17 protein-coding genes are annotated in these 18,334 nt (G+C 71.3%); 9 read left to right on the top strand and 8 right to left on the bottom strand.

Translation table 11 applies throughout. The annotated features are described in order from the left end of the window. Positions 1 to 340 precede the first annotated feature (340 nt). From ACIF9R_RS07610 to ACIF9R_RS07600, 3 genes are all read right to left on the bottom strand, one after another. Positions 341 to 904 carry a hypothetical protein gene (locus ACIF9R_RS07610; protein ID WP_399975646.1) on the bottom strand — a complete coding sequence of 188 codons (564 nt, stop codon included), beginning with the start codon at positions 902 to 904 and terminating at the stop codon, positions 341 to 343. Positions 905 to 1,011: 107 nt separating this feature from the next. Beyond that, the gene (locus tag ACIF9R_RS07605) at positions 1,012 to 1,518 is read right to left on the bottom strand and encodes a hypothetical protein (RefSeq protein WP_399975643.1); all 507 of its coding nucleotides are present in this window, start codon (positions 1,516 to 1,518) and stop codon (positions 1,012 to 1,014) included. Positions 1,519 to 1,625: 107 nt separating this feature from the next. Further along, on the bottom strand, positions 1,626 to 3,200 hold the full coding sequence (locus ACIF9R_RS07600; RefSeq protein ID WP_399975756.1) for a glycoside hydrolase family 20 protein: 1,575 nt from the start codon (positions 3,198 to 3,200) through the stop codon (positions 1,626 to 1,628). A gap of 293 nt (positions 3,201 to 3,493) precedes the next feature. Here ACIF9R_RS07600 and ACIF9R_RS07595 point away from each other — a divergent pair, with 293 nt between their 5' ends. The 6 genes from ACIF9R_RS07595 to ACIF9R_RS07570 all read left to right on the top strand — a co-directional run bounded on the left by ACIF9R_RS07595 (position 3,494) and on the right by ACIF9R_RS07570 (position 8,783). Further along, positions 3,494 to 4,072, top strand: coding sequence for a 2-oxo-4-hydroxy-4-carboxy-5-ureidoimidazoline decarboxylase (locus ACIF9R_RS07595; protein ID WP_399975753.1), 579 nt, complete (start codon positions 3,494 to 3,496; stop codon positions 4,070 to 4,072). A 201-nt stretch (positions 4,073 to 4,273) separates the two neighbouring features. Next, positions 4,274 to 4,654 (top strand): succinate dehydrogenase, cytochrome b556 subunit, encoded by a 381-nt coding sequence (sdhC, locus tag ACIF9R_RS07590; RefSeq protein WP_399975641.1) that lies wholly within the window; start codon positions 4,274 to 4,276, stop codon positions 4,652 to 4,654. 5 nt (positions 4,655 to 4,659) lie between these two features. Continuing rightward, positions 4,660 to 5,142, top strand: coding sequence for a succinate dehydrogenase hydrophobic membrane anchor subunit (locus ACIF9R_RS07585; RefSeq protein ID WP_399975639.1), 483 nt, complete (start codon positions 4,660 to 4,662; stop codon positions 5,140 to 5,142). Between the two features lie 19 nt (positions 5,143 to 5,161). After that, positions 5,162 to 6,916 (top strand): succinate dehydrogenase flavoprotein subunit, encoded by a 1,755-nt coding sequence (gene sdhA / locus ACIF9R_RS07580; protein WP_399975637.1) that lies wholly within the window; start codon positions 5,162 to 5,164, stop codon positions 6,914 to 6,916. After that, complete coding sequence (locus ACIF9R_RS07575; RefSeq protein WP_399975635.1) at positions 6,916 to 7,695, top strand: succinate dehydrogenase iron-sulfur subunit; 780 nt, start codon at positions 6,916 to 6,918, stop codon at positions 7,693 to 7,695. Before sdhA ends, ACIF9R_RS07575 begins: the two co-directional genes overlap by 1 nt. A gap of 284 nt (positions 7,696 to 7,979) precedes the next feature. Beyond that, positions 7,980 to 8,783 (top strand): TetR/AcrR family transcriptional regulator, encoded by an 804-nt coding sequence (locus ACIF9R_RS07570; protein ID WP_399975632.1) that lies wholly within the window; start codon positions 7,980 to 7,982, stop codon positions 8,781 to 8,783. Here ACIF9R_RS07570 and ACIF9R_RS07565 read toward each other — a convergent pair. Then, positions 8,776 to 11,205 carry an MMPL family transporter gene (locus ACIF9R_RS07565; protein ID WP_399975751.1) on the bottom strand — a complete coding sequence of 810 codons (2,430 nt, stop codon included), beginning with the start codon at positions 11,203 to 11,205 and terminating at the stop codon, positions 8,776 to 8,778. The two genes, ACIF9R_RS07570 and ACIF9R_RS07565, sit on opposite strands and share 8 nt — an antisense overlap. Positions 11,206 to 11,369: 164 nt before the next feature. On the opposite strand from ACIF9R_RS07565, the gene ACIF9R_RS07560 reads away from it, so the two are divergent. Both ACIF9R_RS07560 and ACIF9R_RS07555 read left to right on the top strand, forming a co-directional pair. Then, complete coding sequence (locus ACIF9R_RS07560; RefSeq protein WP_399975630.1) at positions 11,370 to 12,059, top strand: response regulator transcription factor; 690 nt, start codon at positions 11,370 to 11,372, stop codon at positions 12,057 to 12,059. A gap of 77 nt (positions 12,060 to 12,136) precedes the next feature. Continuing rightward, positions 12,137 to 13,564, top strand: a complete 1,428-nt coding sequence (locus tag ACIF9R_RS07555) for a sensor histidine kinase (RefSeq protein ID WP_399975627.1) — start codon at positions 12,137 to 12,139, stop codon at positions 13,562 to 13,564. A gap of 275 nt (positions 13,565 to 13,839) precedes the next feature. Here ACIF9R_RS07555 and ACIF9R_RS07550 read toward each other — a convergent pair whose 3' ends face one another. Then, entirely contained in the window at positions 13,840 to 15,315 is a 1,476-nt protein-coding gene (locus ACIF9R_RS07550) for a metallophosphoesterase (protein ID WP_399975625.1), read from the bottom strand. Positions 15,316 to 15,338: 23 nt separating this feature from the next. Further along, positions 15,339 to 15,590, bottom strand: coding sequence for an SCO4848 family membrane protein (locus tag ACIF9R_RS07545; RefSeq protein ID WP_399975622.1), 252 nt, complete (start codon positions 15,588 to 15,590; stop codon positions 15,339 to 15,341). Between the two features lie 172 nt (positions 15,591 to 15,762). On the opposite strand from ACIF9R_RS07545, the gene ACIF9R_RS07540 reads away from it, so the two are divergent. Beyond that, on the top strand, positions 15,763 to 17,043 hold the full coding sequence (locus ACIF9R_RS07540; RefSeq protein ID WP_399975619.1) for a D-alanyl-D-alanine carboxypeptidase family protein: 1,281 nt from the start codon (positions 15,763 to 15,765) through the stop codon (positions 17,041 to 17,043). On the opposite strand, the gene ACIF9R_RS07535 is transcribed toward ACIF9R_RS07540, so the two are convergent. Both ACIF9R_RS07535 and ACIF9R_RS07530 read right to left on the bottom strand, forming a co-directional pair. Beyond that, positions 16,991 to 17,902, bottom strand: a complete 912-nt coding sequence (locus tag ACIF9R_RS07535; protein ID WP_399975616.1) for a YihY/virulence factor BrkB family protein — start codon at positions 17,900 to 17,902, stop codon at positions 16,991 to 16,993. The genes ACIF9R_RS07540 and ACIF9R_RS07535 overlap by 53 nt on opposite strands. Then, positions 17,890 to 18,327, bottom strand: coding sequence for a GtrA family protein (locus ACIF9R_RS07530; protein WP_399975613.1), 438 nt, complete (start codon positions 18,325 to 18,327; stop codon positions 17,890 to 17,892). Before ACIF9R_RS07530 ends, ACIF9R_RS07535 begins: the two co-directional genes overlap by 13 nt. Between the last annotated feature and the right edge of the window lie 7 nt (positions 18,328 to 18,334).

Raw genomic sequence — 18,334 nt, 5'->3', positions numbered from 1 at the left:
GCCGTCCCTGCGTCCTGGCGACACGCCGACGGACACGGGACCACCCCCGGAGCCGGCGCCCGCGGGACGGCCCGCGGGACCAAGCCCTCCCGGACGACCGACAAGCGCCCCAGCCGTCCCTGCGTCCTGGCGACACGCCGACGGACACGGGACCACCCCAAAGCCGGCGGCCGCGGGACAGCCCGCGGGACCATGCCCTCCCGGACGACCGACAGGCGCCTCAGCCGTCCCTGCGTCCTGGCGACACGCCGACGGACACGGGACCACCCCCGGAGCCGGCGCCCGCGGGACGGCCCGCGGGACCAAGCCCTCCCGGACGGCCGACAGGCGCCCCAGCGCCTCAGCCGTCCCTGCGGTTGCGGCGGGACACCGCGGCGCGGAGTACCCGCCGTCCCTCCGTCGACACCTCCAGCGCGCCGAGCAGTCCTGCCGGGCCATCGGCCAGGACATCCAGGACGGTGATCTGACGGCGCAGTTCGGCAGCGAGGAGCGGGGACAGGCCCTCCGCGGGCCCCTTACGGCACAGGTCGACCAGGGCGTCGTCACCGGCGGCGGGGCCGTCCAGCAGCGCGTGGATCCGCAGCGCGGCGAGGGAGCAGGAGTCGGCCCACGCCGCGAGGCCGGCGGCGGACCGCTCCGCCGGCGCGGCGGCGAGCATCCGCTGCGCGAGCGCCACGGACTCCTCCGGCTCCTCCGCGCCGGTCGCCGTGTCCAGTCTGCCGCGCGCCTGTTCCAGTCGTTCGGCCCAGTCGCCGGGGGCCGCGCCCTCCGCGAGGCTCCCCCAGAGCGGCCGCAGCACCTCGTCGTCGCCGCCCAGCAAGGGCACGCACCGATCCAAACAAGCCAGCCCGCTCACGGCCAGCCCACGCTCGTCGGCCTGTGCGATCAGTTCCACCAGGCTCATCCACGCCTCCCCTTGCGGGTCGTCACAGGCCCCCGATGAGGCCCTGTGCGGGTCTCATCCCTACGGAACCCGCATTTCCCCTTACTGCGTGCGACGGGCCCGGAGTGTCACTCGGACACCACGCCGAGGCGGTCGAGGAGACGGAAGAAGAGGTTTTCGGCCATGGGTCCGGGGTCGGCGGCCAGTACCTCGGCCAGGTCCTCGGCGGACACGGAGTGCCCCGCCTCCTCGGCCCAGAAGACGGCACGCTCGGCGGCGTCGGCGGGCTCCAGGAAGTAGTCGTCGACCGTGAGCCCCTGCTGCTGCCCGTCGAGGTGACCGGCCATCGCGGCCCGTGCCAGGCAGGTGGTCCACGCCCCGCTCTCCGGTGACGCCGCCTCGATCACCACACAGTCGCTGTCCATGACGTATCCGAACAGCGCGGGCGCTCCGGTCTCCCGGGCGAGGTCGTTCATGTTCCCCACGTCGCCCCCGCCGCCCGGGTACTCCCACACCTGCCAGCCGTCCGGTGCCGAGGTGCGCAGGGTCATGCCACCGGCCGCACCGGCCAGCGCCTCCAGTTCGGCGAGTGGCCGCTCCCCACGGCCCACCACGAAATACCCCCAGTAGCCCATACGCTGGCGTTCCCCCCGGTGCGTCGGTTCGGATCAACCAAACATCACCACAGTCGCACGCGGGTTCGCAGGCATATCCGGCAATCCGCCGTATCCGGCCGGGCGCGTCAGCCCAGTTCAGCAGCCAGGTTCCGGAACTCCGCCCAGGACAGTTCCGGTGTGCCCGGGTCCCACAGCTTCTGCACGGTCGCCCTCAGGGGCATGCGGATACCGGCCGCGATCTGTTCCTGGGTCTGGGAGCGGGGCAGATCGCCCCAGACGGCGAAGGACCCGCCGAGGATCTGGTCGTCGTACCGCTCCGGCACGGCGGTGGTGCCGCGCAGCACCCGCGGCGTCCACTGCTCGTAGATCCGCTCCCCCGTCGGGTAGACGAAGGTCTGCGGCTCGCCGAGGACGTAGTAGAGGAACTCGTCGTTGTAGTTGACGACCTCGCGGCCCTCGTCCAGATACACGGCCGGCTCCCGGGCGCCGATCTCCTTGCCGGTCCAGTAGGCGACCTGGATGTCCTCCGCGGCCCGGACCGAACCGCCCCGGAAGAAGCCGTCGTTCCAGGCGCGGGGCGTGCGGTCGTGGGCCCGCACCGTGTCCGCCCGGTCGTTCAGCCAGCCGGTCGTCAGGTCCTCGACGGTCGCGCCGGCGCCGTGCTTCCTCCGCGCGGCGGCGGCCAGGCCCGGGAACGACGCCTCGGGGTCGGACACCACCAGCGCCTGGTACTCGTCGGCGCCCAGGTGCCACTGCCCGCCGGGGAAGAGTCCCGCGTACTCGTTCAGCAGATCGTCGACGATCTGGGCGGAGGCGGGCTTGGAGATGTCGATCGCGCCGCGCACGGTACCGCCGCCCGCGTCGCGCAGCTGGAGGTCGGGGTGGGCGGCGAGGACCGCGCCGAGGTGTCCGGGCGAGTCGATCTCGGGGACGACGGTGATGTGCCGGCTCGCCGCGAGGTCGACGATCCTCTTGACCTGCTCCTTGGTCAGGTGCCGCTCGGACACGATCTCCGGATGCGAGTCGGACTCGATGCGGAAGCCCTGGTCGTCGGAGAAGTGCAGGCCGAACTCGTTGTACTTCAGATCGCCGAGTTCCCGTATCCGGTCCTCGATCCAGTCGGCGCTGTAGTGCTTGCGCGCGATGTCCAGCATCAGTCCGCGCCGCTGCTTGGCCGGCGCGTCGCGCACCACGCCCTCGGGGGCGCTGCCGGCCCCCTTGATCTCCTGCTTGAGGGTGCGGGTGCCGTAGAACACGCCCGCCTCCGCGGGGGCCGCCACGGTCACCCGTCCGCCCCGCACGGTCATCGTGTACGACTCCGGGTTCGCGCCGGCGTCGCGGTTCAGCTCCAGCCGCAGGTCACCGTCCCGCTCGTCGTCCTGCTCGCCCGCGTACGTCAGCCCCAGCTCGCCGGCGACCAGCCGGCCCTCGTCGGCCAGCGCCGGGTCGTCCACGACCACCCGGTGCCCGCGTGCCGGACGCCAGCCCGGGCCGCGTTCCGCCGTGTGCTCGCGGACGGCGGGTATGGTGCGCGGCGCCTTCGACAGGGGGTAGGAACGGGTGGGGACCGGACTCGGGCTCCGGGTGGAGGCCGCCGACGTGGAGTCCGCGGACGAGTCGTCGTCGCCCGACGTCGCCCACAGTCCGACGCCGACACCGGACGCCGCCACCAGCACACCCGCCGCGACGGCCGCGACCAGCACCCGGCGCTCCCTCACCGCCCCCGCCGCCGAATGACGCCTGTGCTGCCTGGACTGCCTGGGCTGCTTGGACTGTCTGGGCTGCTTGGACTGCCTCTGCTGCCTGTGCCGACTCACTCCGCCAACGTACGACCCATTCGGGTGAGGGGCGTCCACGAGCCGATCTCAAACTCTTCCGTCCGAGTGAATTCGGGGTACCGATCCGACACGTCTCGGACGCACTCGATAACGTGACGGCACAACTCTCACAGCATCTTCCACCGACACGCACGCGACGCCCACGAGGATCCCCGCTGCCTGTGCACCGTCTCCCAGAGTCCCCCGGCCGAGTCGCCATACCCGCGCAGTCCCGCGGCGCGCCCGAGCCCGCGTCCCCCCTGGAGCGGTTCAACACCGCCCCCGCCCAGGACGCCGAGCGCGCCCTTCTGGCCTGCCTGCACAGTCTCCGCTGGGCCCTGCGCGTCGCCGGCCACCGCCCCTACCCCGACCCGGCGTCCCTCCTGGCGGCCGCGGACGAGGCGGCGTACGACCTCTCCGCCAAGGAACTCGCGGAGGCCCTGGCGGCGGAATCGCTCCCCGCACTCCCCGAGGACACCTACTCGGCCGCCCACACCGCCCTGAACGCGGCCCACGCCGCCTATGAAGCCAAGTTCGGACATGTGTTCGTCATCTGCCTGGACGGCGTCCCCGAGGAGGACGCCCTGGACCGGGTCCTGACGGACATCCGGTCACGATTGGCGAACGATCCCGAGGACGAGCAGGTCGTGGCCGCCGAGCAGCTCCGGCACCTGGCGAGAGGGCGTCTGGAGCGCCTCCTCGGGGGCACGGGGAACTGCGCGTACGACCCCCGCGGCGCCGCACCCGGCAATTGACCGCATACCCCCCGATCCGGTAGCCGCCGGGAACCGCCCCGCACCCCTTCGAGTGCAAGTTTGATCACACCGGCAGGCCCCCCGTAAGCGCCGCAGGCAACCGTCGCTACCATGCTGGGGGCCGGTGGACCGTACCCGGCCGGGCCCGACCGACAAGGAAAGCCGGCGCGGCCCCGATCCCCGCTCCCGGAGGAAATTTCCGTGCCGGCTGGAACGCTGTACCGCGGCCGGGAAGGAATGTGGTCCTGGGTGGCTCATCGAGTCACCGGCGTCCTCATCTTCTTCTTCCTGTTCGTTCACGTGCTGGACACCGCTCTCGTACGGGTGTCCCCCGAGGCCTACGACGAGGTCGTGGCCTCGTACAAGACGCCGATCGTCGCGCTGCTGGAGTACGGCCTCGTCGCCGCCATCCTCTTCCACGCGCTCAACGGCCTGCGTGTCATCGCCGTCGACTTCTGGGTCAAGGGCGCCCGCTACCAGAAGCAGATGCTCTGGACCGTCGTCGCCATCTGGGTCGTGCTGATGCTCGGGGCGATCTACCCCGTCCTCGGCCACGCCGCTCGTGAACTGTTCGGGAGCTGACGCGCATGTCCACGACTGAAACCAGCGCCTCGGGCATCGGCCCCGTCGAGGGCGCCTCCCTCTACTCCGTCGACAACCCGGCGCCGGTCATCGAGCCGCCGCGCAAGCGGACGAAGAAGACCCCGAAGAGCACCCGGGGCAACTTCGAGCTGGCCGCCTGGCTGTTCATGCGCCTGTCCGGCATCGTCCTGGTGGTCCTCGTCATCGGCCACCTGCTGATCCAGCTGGTGCTGGACGGCGGCGTCTCCAAGATCGGCTTCGCCTTCGTGGCCGGCCGCTGGGCCTCGCCGTTCTGGCAGGTCTGGGACCTGCTGATGCTGTGGCTGGCGATGCTGCACGGCGCCAACGGCCTGCGTACGGTCATCAACGACTACGCGGAGCGGCCGAACACCCGGCTGTGGCTCAAGGGCCTGCTCTACACCGCCACGGTGTTCACCATCCTGCTGGGCACGCTGGTGATCTTCACCTTCGACCCGAACATCCGCTAGGCACGGGGCTGCGAGAGATATGAAGATCCACAAGTACGACACCGTCATCGTCGGCGCCGGCGGCGCGGGCATGCGCGCGGCCATCGAGTCGACGAAGCGCAGCCGCACCGCCGTCCTGACGAAGCTCTACCCCACCCGCTCCCACACGGGCGCCGCGCAGGGCGGTATGGCCGCCGCGCTGGCCAACGTGGAGGAGGACAACTGGGAGTGGCACACCTTCGACACGGTCAAGGGCGGTGACTACCTGGTCGACCAGGACGCCGCCGAGATCCTGGCGAAGGAGGCCATCGACTCCGTCCTCGACCTGGAGAAGATGGGCCTGCCGTTCAACCGGACGCCGAACGGCACCATCGACCAGCGCCGCTTCGGCGGTCACAGCCGCAACCACGGCGAGGCCCCGGTCCGCCGCTCCTGCTACGCGGCCGACCGCACCGGTCACATGATCCTCCAGACGCTGTACCAGAACTGCGTGAAGGAGGGCGTGGAGTTCTACAACGAGTTCTACGTCCTGGACCAGCTGATCACCGAGGTCGGCGGCGTCAGGAAGTCGGCCGGTGTCGTGGCGTACGAGCTGGCCACCGGCGAGATCCACGTCTTCCGGGCGAAGTCCGTGATCTACGCCTCCGGCGGCACCGGCAAGTTCTTCAAGGTGACGTCGAACGCGCACACGCTGACCGGTGACGGCCAGGCCGCCGTGTACCGGCGCGGGCTGCCGCTGGAGGACATGGAGTTCTTCCAGTTCCACCCGACCGGCATCTGGCGCATGGGCATCCTGCTGACGGAGGGCGCCCGCGGTGAGGGCGGCATCCTGCGCAACAAGGACGGCGAGCGCTTCATGGAGAAGTACGCGCCGGTCATGAAGGACCTCGCCTCGCGTGACGTCGTCTCGCGCTCCATCTACACGGAGATCCGCGAGGGCCGTGGCTGCGGTCCCGAGGGCGATCACGTCTACCTGGACCTCACGCACCTCCCGCCGGAGCAGCTGGACGCCAAGCTGCCCGACATCACGGAGTTCGCGCGGACCTACCTCGGCATCGAGCCCTACACGGACCCGATCCCGATCCAGCCCACCGCCCACTACGCGATGGGCGGCATCCCGACCAACGTCCAGGGTGAGGTGCTGGCGGACAACACCACCGTCGTGCCCGGTCTGTACGCGGCCGGCGAGGTCGCCTGCGTGTCGGTGCACGGCGCCAACCGCCTGGGCACCAACTCGCTCCTTGACATCAACGTGTTCGGCAAGCGGGCGGGCATCGCCGCGGCGGAGTACGCGCAGACCACCGACTTCGTCGAGCTGCCGGAGAACCCGGAGTCCCTCGTCGTCGAGCAGATCGAGCGGCTGCGTTCCTCCACCGGCAACGAGCGGGTGGCCGACCTCCGCCGCGAGCTGCAGGAGACCATGGACGCCAATGTCATGGTGTTCCGCACCGAGCAGACGATCAAGACGGCGGTCGAGAAGATCGCCGAGCTGCGCGCGCGCTACCGGAACGTCGCCATCCAGGACAAGGGCAAGCGGTTCAACACCGACCTGCTGGAGGCCGTCGAGCTGGGCAACCTGCTCGACCTGGCCGAGGTCATGGCCGTCTCGGCACTGGCCCGCAAGGAGTCCCGCGGCGGTCACTACCGCGAGGACCACCCCAACCGCGACGACATCAACTTCATGCGTCACACGATGGCGTACCGCGAGGTCGGCGCCGACGGCTCCGAGTCCGTCCGTCTGGACTACAAGCCGGTCGTCCAGACCCGCTACCAGCCGATGGAGCGTAAGTACTGATGGCTACCCCTGCTCTCGACACGTCGGACGCGGCCGGTTCCCCCCGGGCCGGCTTCGCCGACTCCCCCTACATCACCGTCACGCTCCGGATCCGCCGGTTCAACCCGGAGGTCGCGGCCGAGGCGGTCTGGGAAGACTTCCAGCTGGAGATCGACCCCAAGGAGCGTGTCCTCGACGCGCTGCACAAGATCAAGTGGGACCAGGACGGCACGCTGACCTTCCGCCGCTCCTGCGCCCACGGCATCTGCGGCTCCGACGCCATGCGGATCAACGGCAAGAACCGCCTGGCCTGCAAGACGCTGATCAAGGACATCAACCCGGAGAAGCCGATCACGATCGAGGCCATAAAGGGCCTCACGGTCCTCAAGGACCTGGTCGTGGACATGGAGCCGTTCTTCCAGGCGTACCGGGACGTGATGCCCTTCCTGATCACGAAGGACACCAACGAGCCGACGCGTGAGCGGCTCCAGTCCACCGAGGACCGCGAGCGCTTCGACGAAACGACCAAGTGCATCCTGTGTGCCGCGTGCACGTCCTCGTGCCCGGTGTTCTGGAACGACGGGCAGTACTTCGGCCCGGCGGCCATCGTCAACGCGCACCGCTTCATCTTCGACTCGCGTGACGAGGCCGGCGAGCAGCGCCTGGAGATCCTCAACGACCGCGACGGCGTCTGGCGCTGCCGCACGACCTTCAACTGCACGGACGCCTGCCCGCGCGGCATCGAGGTCACGAAGGTGATCGCGGAAGTGAAGCGCGCGCTGATCACGCGCCGCTACTGAGGTTCATCGCCGTACGTCCGTGAGGGCCCCGTTTCCGCTGGAGACGGGGCCCTCGTGCGGAACAGCTCCTCTCTTCGTAGCCGTGCTCCCAGGAGACCGGCATGGCGCGCCCGAGCGCTTCGCCGGCGTCGAATCCCCGCGGCCGGGTCGGCGGTCGGATCGCGCGTGCGGCGATCGCGGACGGCTACGACGTCGTCGTAGCCCAGGTACGCCCCGCCCGGCCGCGACCCCGGGACCCGCACCGCTCCGCAGGGCGTCCGCCCCGGACGTTAGGCTCTCTTCCCGTGCCCGCGAAGAACGACGGTCCCGGCGACGGCGCCGCACCCAGCAAGTCCGAGCAGACCCGCGCCCTGATCTTCCAGACGGCCATGCGGCTGTTCCAGGAGCGCGGCTACGACAGGACGACCATGCGGGCCATCTCCAAGGAGGCCGGCGTCTCCGTCGGCAACGCCTACTACTACTTCGAGGGCAAGGAACACCTGATCCAGGGCTTCTACGACCGGATCGCCGCCGAGCACCAGGTGGCGGCCCGGGAGGTGCTGGCCCGGGAGACCGAGTTGGAGGCACGGCTCGCGGGCGTGCTGAAGGCGTGGCTGGACATCGCCACGCCGTACCACGAGTTCGCGGTGCAGTTCTTCAAGAACGCCGCGGACCCGGACAGCCCGCTCAGCCCCTTCTCCCCGGAGTCCGAGCACGCGCGCGTGGAGGCGATCAGCGTGCACCGGGCGGTGCTGGCCGGGACGAGGACCAAGGTGCCGGCGGAACTGCGCGACATCCTGCCCGAGCTGATGTGGCTATCGCAGATGGGACTGTGCCTGTACTGGATCTTCGACCGCACCGAGGGCCGGGAGCGCAGTTACCGGCTCGCCGAGCGGGGCGCCCGGCTCACCGCGCGGGGTGTCGCCCTGTCCCGCTTCCGGGTGCTGCGGCCGCTGGTCCGGGACGTGCACGAACTGTTCACGGAGTTCCTGCCCGGGATGACCAAGGCGCTTCCCGACCCCGCGAAGAAGACGGCAACCGGGAAGAGGACGGCGACCGAGGGGAAGGGGGCGCCCGTCGACGACGAGCGCCCCGGCACCCTCAGTTGACGGCGTCCACTCCGTCGGGCGCGAGTTCCACGTCGTGCGTCAGCGGCCCGTCCGCCACGGTCACATGGGCCGCGCGGGAGCCGTGCGAGGCCGCCGTGGCCGCGAGCAGATACGTGCCCGGGGCCGGTACGGAGACGATGTACGCGCCGTCGGCGAGGGAGACGACCCCGTCCAGCTGACGGCCCCCCGGGGTCATCAGGGTGACGGCCGCGCCCTCGACGGGTTCACCGTCGGCCGTACGGACGTAACCGTGGACGACCGAGGAGGGGCCCCCGCGCTGGGCGGGGATCGCCGGGGGTGTCCCGGCGCCCGGCTCCGGGATGTCCTGCCTGGGTTCGACCGCCATGTGCGGCAGCCGCTTGTCCAGGCCCGCCGGCAGCCACCAGTTGGACCGGCCGAGCAGATGCATCACGGCCGGGACCAGCGCCGTGCGCAGGATGAACGCGTCCAGCGCGACCGCGGCGGCCAGGCCCACACCCGCCATGGCCGCTCCGTAGTCGCCGCTCAGCACGAAGGCGAGGAAGACACAGACCATGATCAGGGCCGCGGAGTTGATGACCCGGCTGGTCTCCGCCAGGCCGACGCGCACCGCGCGGGCGTTGTCCTGTGTGTGCACCCACTCCTCGTGCATCCGGCTCACCAGGAACACCTGGTAGTCCATGGAGAGGCCGAACAGCAGCGACAGCATGATGATCGGCAGGAAGGACGCGATGGGGCCCTCCTGGCCGAGACCCAGCGCATCCAGGCCGATGCCCCACTGGAAGACCGCCACGAGGACGCCGAAGGAGGCCGCCGCAGCGAGCAGGTTCATCACCGCGGCCGTCAGCGGCACCACCAGGGAACGGAACGCCAGCAGCAGGAGCAGGAAGCCGAGGCCGATGATCGTGGCGATGAACAGCGGCAGCCGGTCCCCCGTCACCGACGCGAAGTCCTTCGACACCGCGGTCACGCCTCCGACATGGGCCCGGACACCCGCGTCCGGGATGACCTCCTCGCGCAGGGTGTCGATGAGCCGGTCCGTCTCCACGTCCTGCGGTGAGGTGTCGGGAATGACCTGGATGACGCTCACGCCGTTCGCGGGTGGCACGACGGCGACCTGCGCTACTCCCTCGGTCTCCTTCACCGCCGTCACCAGACCGTCGGACGCCTCGCCGTCCACGACCACCTGGAGCGGCCCGTTGAAGCCGGGCCCGAAGCCCTCGGCGAGCAGGTCGTAGGCCTGCCTGGTGGTCATGGAGGCGTCGTCGTTGCCCTGGTCCACGGTGCCCAGCCGCAGCGACAGCAGCGGAATGGCGAGCGCCGCCATCAGCACGACGGCCAGCACGGCCACGGAACGCGGCCGCCGCTCGACACCGGCGGACCAGCGGGCGGCGAGACCGCTCACCGCCTCCTTCTCCGGTCCCTCGGCCGCGAGCCGGCGGCGCTGGCGGCGGCTGAGCACCCGGTGGCCGAGCAGCCCGAGCAGCGCGGGCAGCAGGGTCACGGAGGCGAGCACGCTCATGACGACGGTCAGCGAGGTGCCGATGACCACGCCGTCCAGGAAGCGCAGGTTCGTCACCAGCATCCCGGCGAGCGCGATGCACACGGTGCCGCCCGCGAACAGCACCGCCCGGCCCGAGGTGTTGAGGGCGGTGACCGCCGCCTCCTCGGGGTCGGCGCCGCGCAGGATGCCGCGACGGTGCCGGGTGACGATGAACAGGGCGTAGTCGATGCCGACGCCGAGACCGATCAACGTCGACAGCAGCGTGGCGAGTTCGGGGACGTTGGTGACATGGCTGAGCAACTGGGTGCCGAACATGCCGGTGCCGACGCCGAAGACGGCGATCACGAGCGGCAGCAGCATCGCGAAGAGGGAACCGAAGGCCACGAACAGCACGACGGCGGCCGCGAGGATACCGACCAGTTCGGCCGTGCCCGTCGGCGGTTCCTGTACGCGCGTGATGGCCTGGCCGCCCAGCTCCACCTGGAACCCGTCACCCCCGGCGTCCCGCGCCGTGTCGACGACGTCCTGGACGAGTTCCTTCGGCACCGCGTCCGCCTGCTCGGCGAACGTCACCTGGGCGTAGGCGATCCGCCCGTCCTCACTGATCTGCGCCGCCCCGTCGGCGCCGTACGGGCCGGTGACGTCACCGACCCCCTCCATCCGTCCGATCTCCCGCAGCGCCGGCTCGATCCGGGACCGTACGGAGTCGTCCCGCACGGAACCCTCGTCGACCTTCCACACCACCGTGTCGGTGTCGCCCGCGCGCTCCGGGAACGCCCGCTCCATCAGGTCGTACGCCCGCTTGGAGTCGGTGTCCGGAAGCGAGAAGACCTCCGCGTAGTTCGTGCCCGCGCCGCTCGCCGACACCCCCAGTCCGAACAGCGCCCCCACCCACAGCAACAGGACCACCACCCGATGCCGATAGCACCAACGTGCCAATGCCGCCACGTCTTCACTCCTTCGTCGAAACGGTCGGTCCCCCAGGTCCTGTCAGCAGAATCGACCGCGACGCCCGCGCGGCGACACGGCTCGCGCGGGACTCTCAAGGAACTCCAAGGCGACAACCCGTACGGCCGGCACCGTCCGCGCCGATACTGGGGGGCATGACGACAGCTCCCGGCAACGTGCTGGTCGTGGAGGACGAGGAGAGCATCGCCGACGTCCTCGCCATCGCCCTGCGCTACCACCGTTTCGAGGTCATGACCGCGGGCACGGTCCGCGAGGCCCTCGCCCTGACCGAGCACACCCGCCCCGACTGCGCCCTGCTCGACGTCATGCTGCCCGACGGCGACGGCCGCGCCCTGGGGCGTGAACTGCGGTCGCGGCGGCCCGAACTGGCGCTGGTCTTCCTCACCGCGCGGGACGCGCCCGCCGAGGTGGTCGGCGCGCTCGGCTTCGGCGACGACTACATCACCAAACCCTTCAACATCGACGAGGTCGTGGCCCGGATCACCGCCGTCCTGCGCCGCACCCGCCCCGCCGACGTGCTCCCGCAGCGGGCGCCGCTGCGCCACGGCGACCTGGAGCTGGACGAGACGACGTACTCGGTGCGCCGCGCGGGCCGTTCGGTCGAACTCACCCCCACCGAATACGCCCTGCTGCGCTTCCTGGTGCGCAACGCCGGCCGGATCGTGCCCAAGGAGCAACTACTGCGCCACGTCTGGCAGTACGAGCACGCACCCGCCGAATCGACCGTCGTCGAGACCTACATCAGCTATCTGCGGCGCAAGCTCGACACGCTCGGCCCGCCGGTGATCACCACCCGGCGCGGGGTCGGATACGGGCTGACGTGAGGCCGCCGATCCGACGACCCCGCTGTGGGCGTGGGCGGGGAATTCATTCGCTGCGTGGCCAACTGGCTCTGGCCAACGTGGTGCTGCTCGCTCTCGGCATCGTCGCGGCGACCGTGGTGAGCGTACTGGGCATGCGGTACTACCTGCTGGACCAGATCGACTCGGGGCTGTCCGGGAGCCGGGACTCCCTGGGTGGTACGGAACTGACGCTCCGGCAGATCGACTCGCTGAGCGCGCTGAGCTTCTTCCGCGACCGGGTGGAGCCCGACGGGAGACCGGCGGACGACCGGGACACGCTCTTCGCCGCCGTGGACGCCCGGGGCGAGCCCGTCGGGCTCCTCGGCTTCGCCCCCACCGACCCCCAGCGTGCCCTGGCGGCCGCGGTGGGCGACGCCCGCGCGCTGGCCCGGGACCCGGAGCCGCGCGACGTCACCGTGGGCGGATCCGCCTACCGTGCCACCGCCACCCGGCTCGCGGACGGCACGCAGATCATCATCGCCGCCTCCACCGAGTCGGTGCACAGTGCCATCGGCAAGGTGGTCAAGCTCAATCTGGCGATCGGCACCCTGCTGCTGTTGCTGCTGGCCTGTCTGACCCTGTTCAGCGTGGGACGCCGGATGCGGCCGCTGGAGGACATGGTGGAGACGTCCTCGGCGATCGCGGAGGGTGATCTGACCCGGCGGGTGCCCTCCAGCCGGGATCCCATCCTCGAGGTGGAGCAACTGCGGCTGGCGCTCAACTCGATGCTCCAGCAGGTGGAGTCGGCGTACCGCACGCGCGAGCGCAGCGCCGCCCAGCTGCGGCGGTTCGTCGCCGACGCCTCGCACGAGCTGCGCACACCGCTGGCCGCGATACGCGGCTACCTCCAGCTGTACGAAAGGGGAATGCTGCGGGAGCCCACGGAGCGCAAGCGGGCCTGGGACCGGATGATGGCGGAGTCCGACCGGATGGGACGGCTCGTCGACGAGCTGCTGGTCCTGGCCCGGCTCGACCAGCGCCCCGAACTGCGGCTGCGGAACGTGGACGTGTGCCGGTTGCTGCGGGACGCGGCGGATGATCTGCGGGTGCAGCAGCCGGGGCGGCCGGTGACCGTGGACGCCGACGGTTCGGTGCTGGTGCACGCGGACGAGGCCGGACTGCGGCAGGTGATCGGCAACCTGCTGGGCAACGTACGCACGCACACGGCGGCGGATGTTCCGGTGCGGCTGGGCGTGGTCCGCGGGGACGACGGTGTCGTGCGGCTGTCCGTGGCGGACGAGGGGCCGGGGCTCGCTCCCGAGGACGCGGCACGGGTCTTCGACCGCTTCTTCCGGGCGGGCGGGGGAGCGGGGAGCGGTCTGGGGATGGCGATCGTGCAGGGGGCCGTCAGGGCGCACGGCGGTGAGGTCTCGGTGACCACCACCCCCGGCGAGGGCCTGACCGCCACAGTGACCCTGCCCCACCGCACCCCCCGCCCCAAAACCCCGCCCCCAACAACCCCACCCACGGCCACCCACGCCCCCTGAGCCACGGGCAGCCACACCCCCTGAGCCGCAGGCACTCGTGCCCCCTGAGCCACGGACAACCACACCCCCTGAGCCGCAGGCACTCGTGCCCCCTGAGCCACGGACAACCACACCCCCTGAGCCGCGGGCAGTCGTGCCGCTGGGGCGGCACGGGTGGGCGCGGCGGCACCCCGCAAGCGCGGGTGAGCAAACCCACCCCCGGCCCGCACCACCCCCGCCCGACCCCGCACCCCGGCCCACGTCACCCCCGCCCACACCCCCGCCGGCAGGCCCCCTCACGCCCCCCGCGAAGCCAACTCGATCACCGTGACATCCGACGGCGCGCCCACCCGGGTAGGCGGCCCCCACGCCCCCGCCCCCCGGCTGACGTACAACTGCGTGTCCCCGTACCGCTCCAGCCCCTCCAGCGTCGGATTCACCGCACCCGCGACAAGACTCCCGGGCCACAGCTGCCCCCCATGCGTGTGTCCGGACAGCTGCAGATCCACCCCGTGGTCCACGGCATCGTGAATCTGCACCGGCTGATGCGCCAGCAGCACACACGCCCGCTCCCGATCCCGGTCCCCCAGCGCCTTCGCGTAGTCGGGCCCCTCTCCCTCCCGCTCCCCGGCCACGTCATTGACTCCGGCCAGATCGAAGTGCGGCAACTCCGTCCGGGCGTTCTCCAGCGGGTTGAGCCCGAGCCGCCGCACCTCCTCGACCCACTGCGCGGCACCGGAGAAGTACTCGTGGTTGCCGGTGACGAAGAACGCCCCGTGGCGGGCCCGCAGCTGCGCCAGCGGCGCCGCGGCCGGACCGAGATCCTTCACACTGCCGTCCACCAGGTCCCCGACGACCGCGATCAGATCCGGCTGGGTCGAGTTGACCGTGTCGACGACCTTCTGCGCGAACCCCCGCCCGAGCACCGGCCCGAGGTGCACGTCGGTCACCACCGCGATACGGAAACCGTGCGCCGCCCGGGGCAGCTTGGCCAGCGGCACGGTGACCCGCCTCACCCCCGGCCCACGCAGCACCCCGTACGTGCCGTATCCCACCGTCCCCACGGCCGCCGCGGCGGCGGCCCCGCCGACGACGCGGGAGACGAAGAGACGCCGCGACGGACCGGCGGGCACCACGGGTGCCTCCGGCTCCGCCGACGCCTCGGTCGCGCGGCCGGAGGCGGAACCGCCCCCGGAGGATCCCGCACCCTCCGCGCCGGCCCGGGCAGCCGCACCCTCCGCGCCGGCCCGGGCAGCCGCACCCTCCGCGCCGGCCCAGGCAGCCGCACCCCGTCCCGCCGGTATCGCCTCCGGCTTCACCGGTACCTCGGCCGGCGCCTCGACCTCCGCGCCCGCCGGCCCGGCCGGCGCCTCAGCCTCCGCGCCCGCCGCCCCCGCCGGCGCGTCGGCCGCCGCGTCCTCCGGGACGGCAGATCCCTCCCCCGCCCGGTCCCGCCGCTCCAGCACCCTGCGCAGCACCGGCCGCACCAACTCGCCCGCGAGCACCGCGAGCAGCAGATACAGGGACAGCGCCATCCACAGGAACCCCGGCCAGGCCAGCACCTGCTGGAGCCGGAAGGGAGCCCCGGCGCCCTCCGAGACCATCGCGCCGACGGTCAGCGCCCAGCCCCCGACGATCACCACCGCACCCGCGCGGCGCACCGCGCCCGGGCCTCGCGTGGTGTCCCGGAACAGACGCCGCCAGACATACCAGTTGCCCGCAACCAGAACGGCCAGAACCAGCAGCGCGACGAGCACGAAGACGATGACCACGGTGCGGAATTCCCTGCTTTCCGTTACGACGTCGTCGGTGACGTCCGGCTCAGTGCGCGCAGCCCGCGCAACCCGATGCCCCCGATGACCGTCCCCAAGACAAAGGAGACAACGGCGAGCGTCAGATGAACGAAGAAGTACGCCGTGGGATTCCCGTCCTCGAACGCCAGACCACTGGCGTCCTTGACCAGGTTCCTGACGAAAGTGACCCAAATGACCCAGCTCCACACCCCGAAGGCGAGCAGGAACCAGGAGACGGGGCGGCTGAGTTTCACCGGGACAGACCTTTCATCGCGGCGCCGTGCTCCCGCGGTCGGCCCGGGGTCCAGGGAGTGTCCCCCTGAGGGGCACGGCTTGCGTCCAGTATCACCGGCCACTGTCCGGTTCCTTGCCCGGGGTGGGGACCGGGGTGGGACATCCTCAGATGTGGCATGTACGTTTCCGACCGTGCCCGCACCCAAGAACACCGTCCGGCCATGGCTGTTGGCCGCTGCCACGGTCCTGCTGTCCACCACGCTGACCGCGCCCGCCGCCCTGGCGGCCCCCAAGCCGTCGACCACACCGTCGGCCACTCCCCCCGCGTCCATGTCGACGGTGGGCGGCGCCCGGCTCGGGCAGCCCGGCACGCAGGTCAATCTCGCGAGCGGCGTGCCCGTACTGCCGAAGGACCTGTCGGCCCGGTCCTGGATCGTCGCCGACGCCGAGTCCGGTGAGGTGCTCGCCGCGCACAACGCGCACTGGCGGCTGGCTCCCGCGAGCACGCTGAAGATGCTGTTCGCCGACACCCTGCTGCCGAAGTGGCCCGGGACGACCGAGCACAAGGTGGAGGTCTCCGACCTGGCCGGCATCGGGTCCGGCTCCAGCATGGTCGGGATCAAGGAGGAGGAGACCTACACGGTCCACGACCTGTGGCTGGGTGTCTTCCTTCGCTCCGGCAACGACGCGGTGCACGTACTGTCGGCGATGAACGGCGGAGTCAAGAACACCGTTGCGGAGATGAACGAGCACGCCGATGACCTCCAGGCCCTCGACACGTACGTGGTCAGCCCGGACGGCTACGACGCCGAGCGGCAGGTGTCGTCCGCGTACGACCTGACGCTGATCGCCCGCTCGGGGCTGCAGAAGAAGGACTTCCGGGAGTACGCCGCGACGGTGCGGGCGAAGTTCCCGGGCGAGACGAAGAAGAACAAGAAGGGCAAGAAGGTCCGCGGGTCCTTCGAGATCCAGAACACCAACCGGTTGCTGAGCGGCGACTTCGACGTGCCCGTCTACCAGGGCATAGCGGGTGTGAAGAACGGCAACACCACCAACGCCGGCGCCACCTTCACCGGTGTCGCCGAGCGCGGCGGCAAGGTGCTGCTGGTGACCGTGATGAACCCGCAGAAGAACGAGTCCAACGCGGTCTACAAGGAGACCGCGCGGCTCTTCGACTGGGGCTTCAGGGCGGCCGGCAAGGTCGAGCCGGTGGGCGAACTGGTGCCGCCGAAGAGCGCCGCCGTGGCCACCGCCCGGCCGGGCCCCTCGGCCTCTCCCGGTGAGGCCGGGGGTGCCGGGGCCGGGGCCGGATCGAAGCCGGTCGCCAGTGCCCCGGCGGGCGGCGGAACCGACGGCGCCGGGATCGCGCTGGGCATCGTCGGCGGGGTGCTGGTGCTGCTCGCGGGCGGCGCGTTCCTGGTCAACCGGCGCTGGCCGCTGCCTGACCTGGTGCGCCGCCGCTCACGTCCATGACCTCGGCGGTCTCGTCCCCCTTGCTCGGCGTCGCCGTCCAGGCGGCGCAGAACAGGACCAGTTTCGTGGTGAAGTTGATCCACAGCAGCAGGGCCACGGGGACGCCGAACGCGCCGTACATGCTCCTCGCGGCCACTCCCTGCAGATAGCCGCTGAGCAGCAGCTTCAGCAGTTCGATGCCGACCGCGCCGGTGAGCGCGGCGACGATCAGCCGACGCCGGGCGGGTTCGACGCCGGGGAGCAGGGTGAGGACGTAGAGCAGGAGCAGGAAGTCGGCGCCCACGGCGACGGCGAACGCCGCCAGGTGCAGCACGATGCCTCCCCAGCCGCCCTTCTCCAGTCCGATGGCGTCACTGATCCGGCCGACCAGCGCGGAGGCGACGGCGGAGGCGGCGAGGGTGATCAGGAGCGCGCCGCCGAGCCCGACGAGGATGCCCGCGTCCTTGCCCTTGCGCAGGAGCGGGTTCTCCTCCTCGTCGGGCAGTTCCCACACCGCGCGCAGGCAGTCCCGCATGGCGCCGGCCCAGCTGATGCCGGTGAACAGCAGGACGGCGCCGGCGATGAGGCCGACGGTGCCGGCGTTCTGCACCAGGTCGCCGATCTGGTCGGAGATGCCGGGCACCTGATCGGTGATCTTGTCCTGAAGGGCGTCCTGCTGGTCCTGGCCGAGCGTGGCGGCACCGATCGCGGCGGCCACGGTGAGCAGCGGGAACAGGGCGACGAAGCTGCGGAACGTCATCTCCGCGGCCAGCCGTGTCCAGCGCACGCGGTCCAGCCGCTCGTACGACCGCCACGCGTGGGTGAGCATCAGTCGCGTCATCCACGGCCCGACACCCGGGAGCTTTTTCAGCCAGTCCATGAGCCGACTCTGCCCGCATCGCGGAAGACCAATGTCCTGGTGCCCCAGAACCGGACACCGGTGGCCAGCGCCATACCGATGACCGCGCCGGACACGATGTCCGCGCGCCCCGAGGTGAGGCCGAGCCCGTAGTGGCTGACGGCCAGGCACAGCAGCTGGACGGCGGCGCCGGCGAGGTTGACCGCGAAGAACATCGCGTAGGGGCGCGCGCCGCGCACCCGTGTGCCGCGATAGGTGCCGTGCGCGTTGCCGGCGTAGGCGACGGTGCAGCCCGCGACGAAGGAGAGCGCCTTGGCGGTGAGCGGGTCGAGTCCGGCGGGGCCGCGCAGGCAGACGAAGAGGGCGAGGTCGACGGCGTAGGCGAGCAGACCCGCGGTGGCGAAACCGACAAGCTCCCGCCGGTGCCGGAGCAGACGGTCCCTCACCGGTCCG

The sequence above is a fragment of the Streptomyces sp. NPDC086080 genome (assembly GCF_044540255.1).
Lineage (GTDB): Bacteria > Actinomycetota > Actinomycetes > Streptomycetales > Streptomycetaceae > Streptomyces.
The sequence above is the reverse complement of the archived record's forward strand: the minus strand, read 5'-3'. Positions and strand labels throughout refer to the sequence as shown.

Excerpts from the sequence above, each read along its gene's own strand:
- ACIF9R_RS07575 (WP_399975635.1), top strand. The coding sequence starts at position 6,916 with ATGGCTACCCCTGCTCTCGACACGTCGGACGCGGCCGGTTCCCCCCGG.
- ACIF9R_RS07560 (WP_399975630.1), top strand. The coding sequence starts at position 11,370 with ATGACGACAGCTCCCGGCAACGTGCTGGTCGTGGAGGACGAGGAGAGC.
- ACIF9R_RS07585 (WP_399975639.1), top strand. The coding sequence starts at position 4,660 with ATGTCCACGACTGAAACCAGCGCCTCGGGCATCGGCCCCGTCGAGGGC.
- ACIF9R_RS07535 (WP_399975616.1), bottom strand. The coding sequence starts at position 17,902 with ATGGACTGGCTGAAAAAGCTCCCGGGTGTCGGGCCGTGGATGACGCGA.
- sdhA (WP_399975637.1), top strand. The coding sequence starts at position 5,162 with ATGAAGATCCACAAGTACGACACCGTCATCGTCGGCGCCGGCGGCGCG.
- ACIF9R_RS07605 (WP_399975643.1), bottom strand. The coding sequence starts at position 1,518 with ATGGGCTACTGGGGGTATTTCGTGGTGGGCCGTGGGGAGCGGCCACTC.
- ACIF9R_RS07610 (WP_399975646.1), bottom strand. The coding sequence starts at position 904 with ATGAGCCTGGTGGAACTGATCGCACAGGCCGACGAGCGTGGGCTGGCC.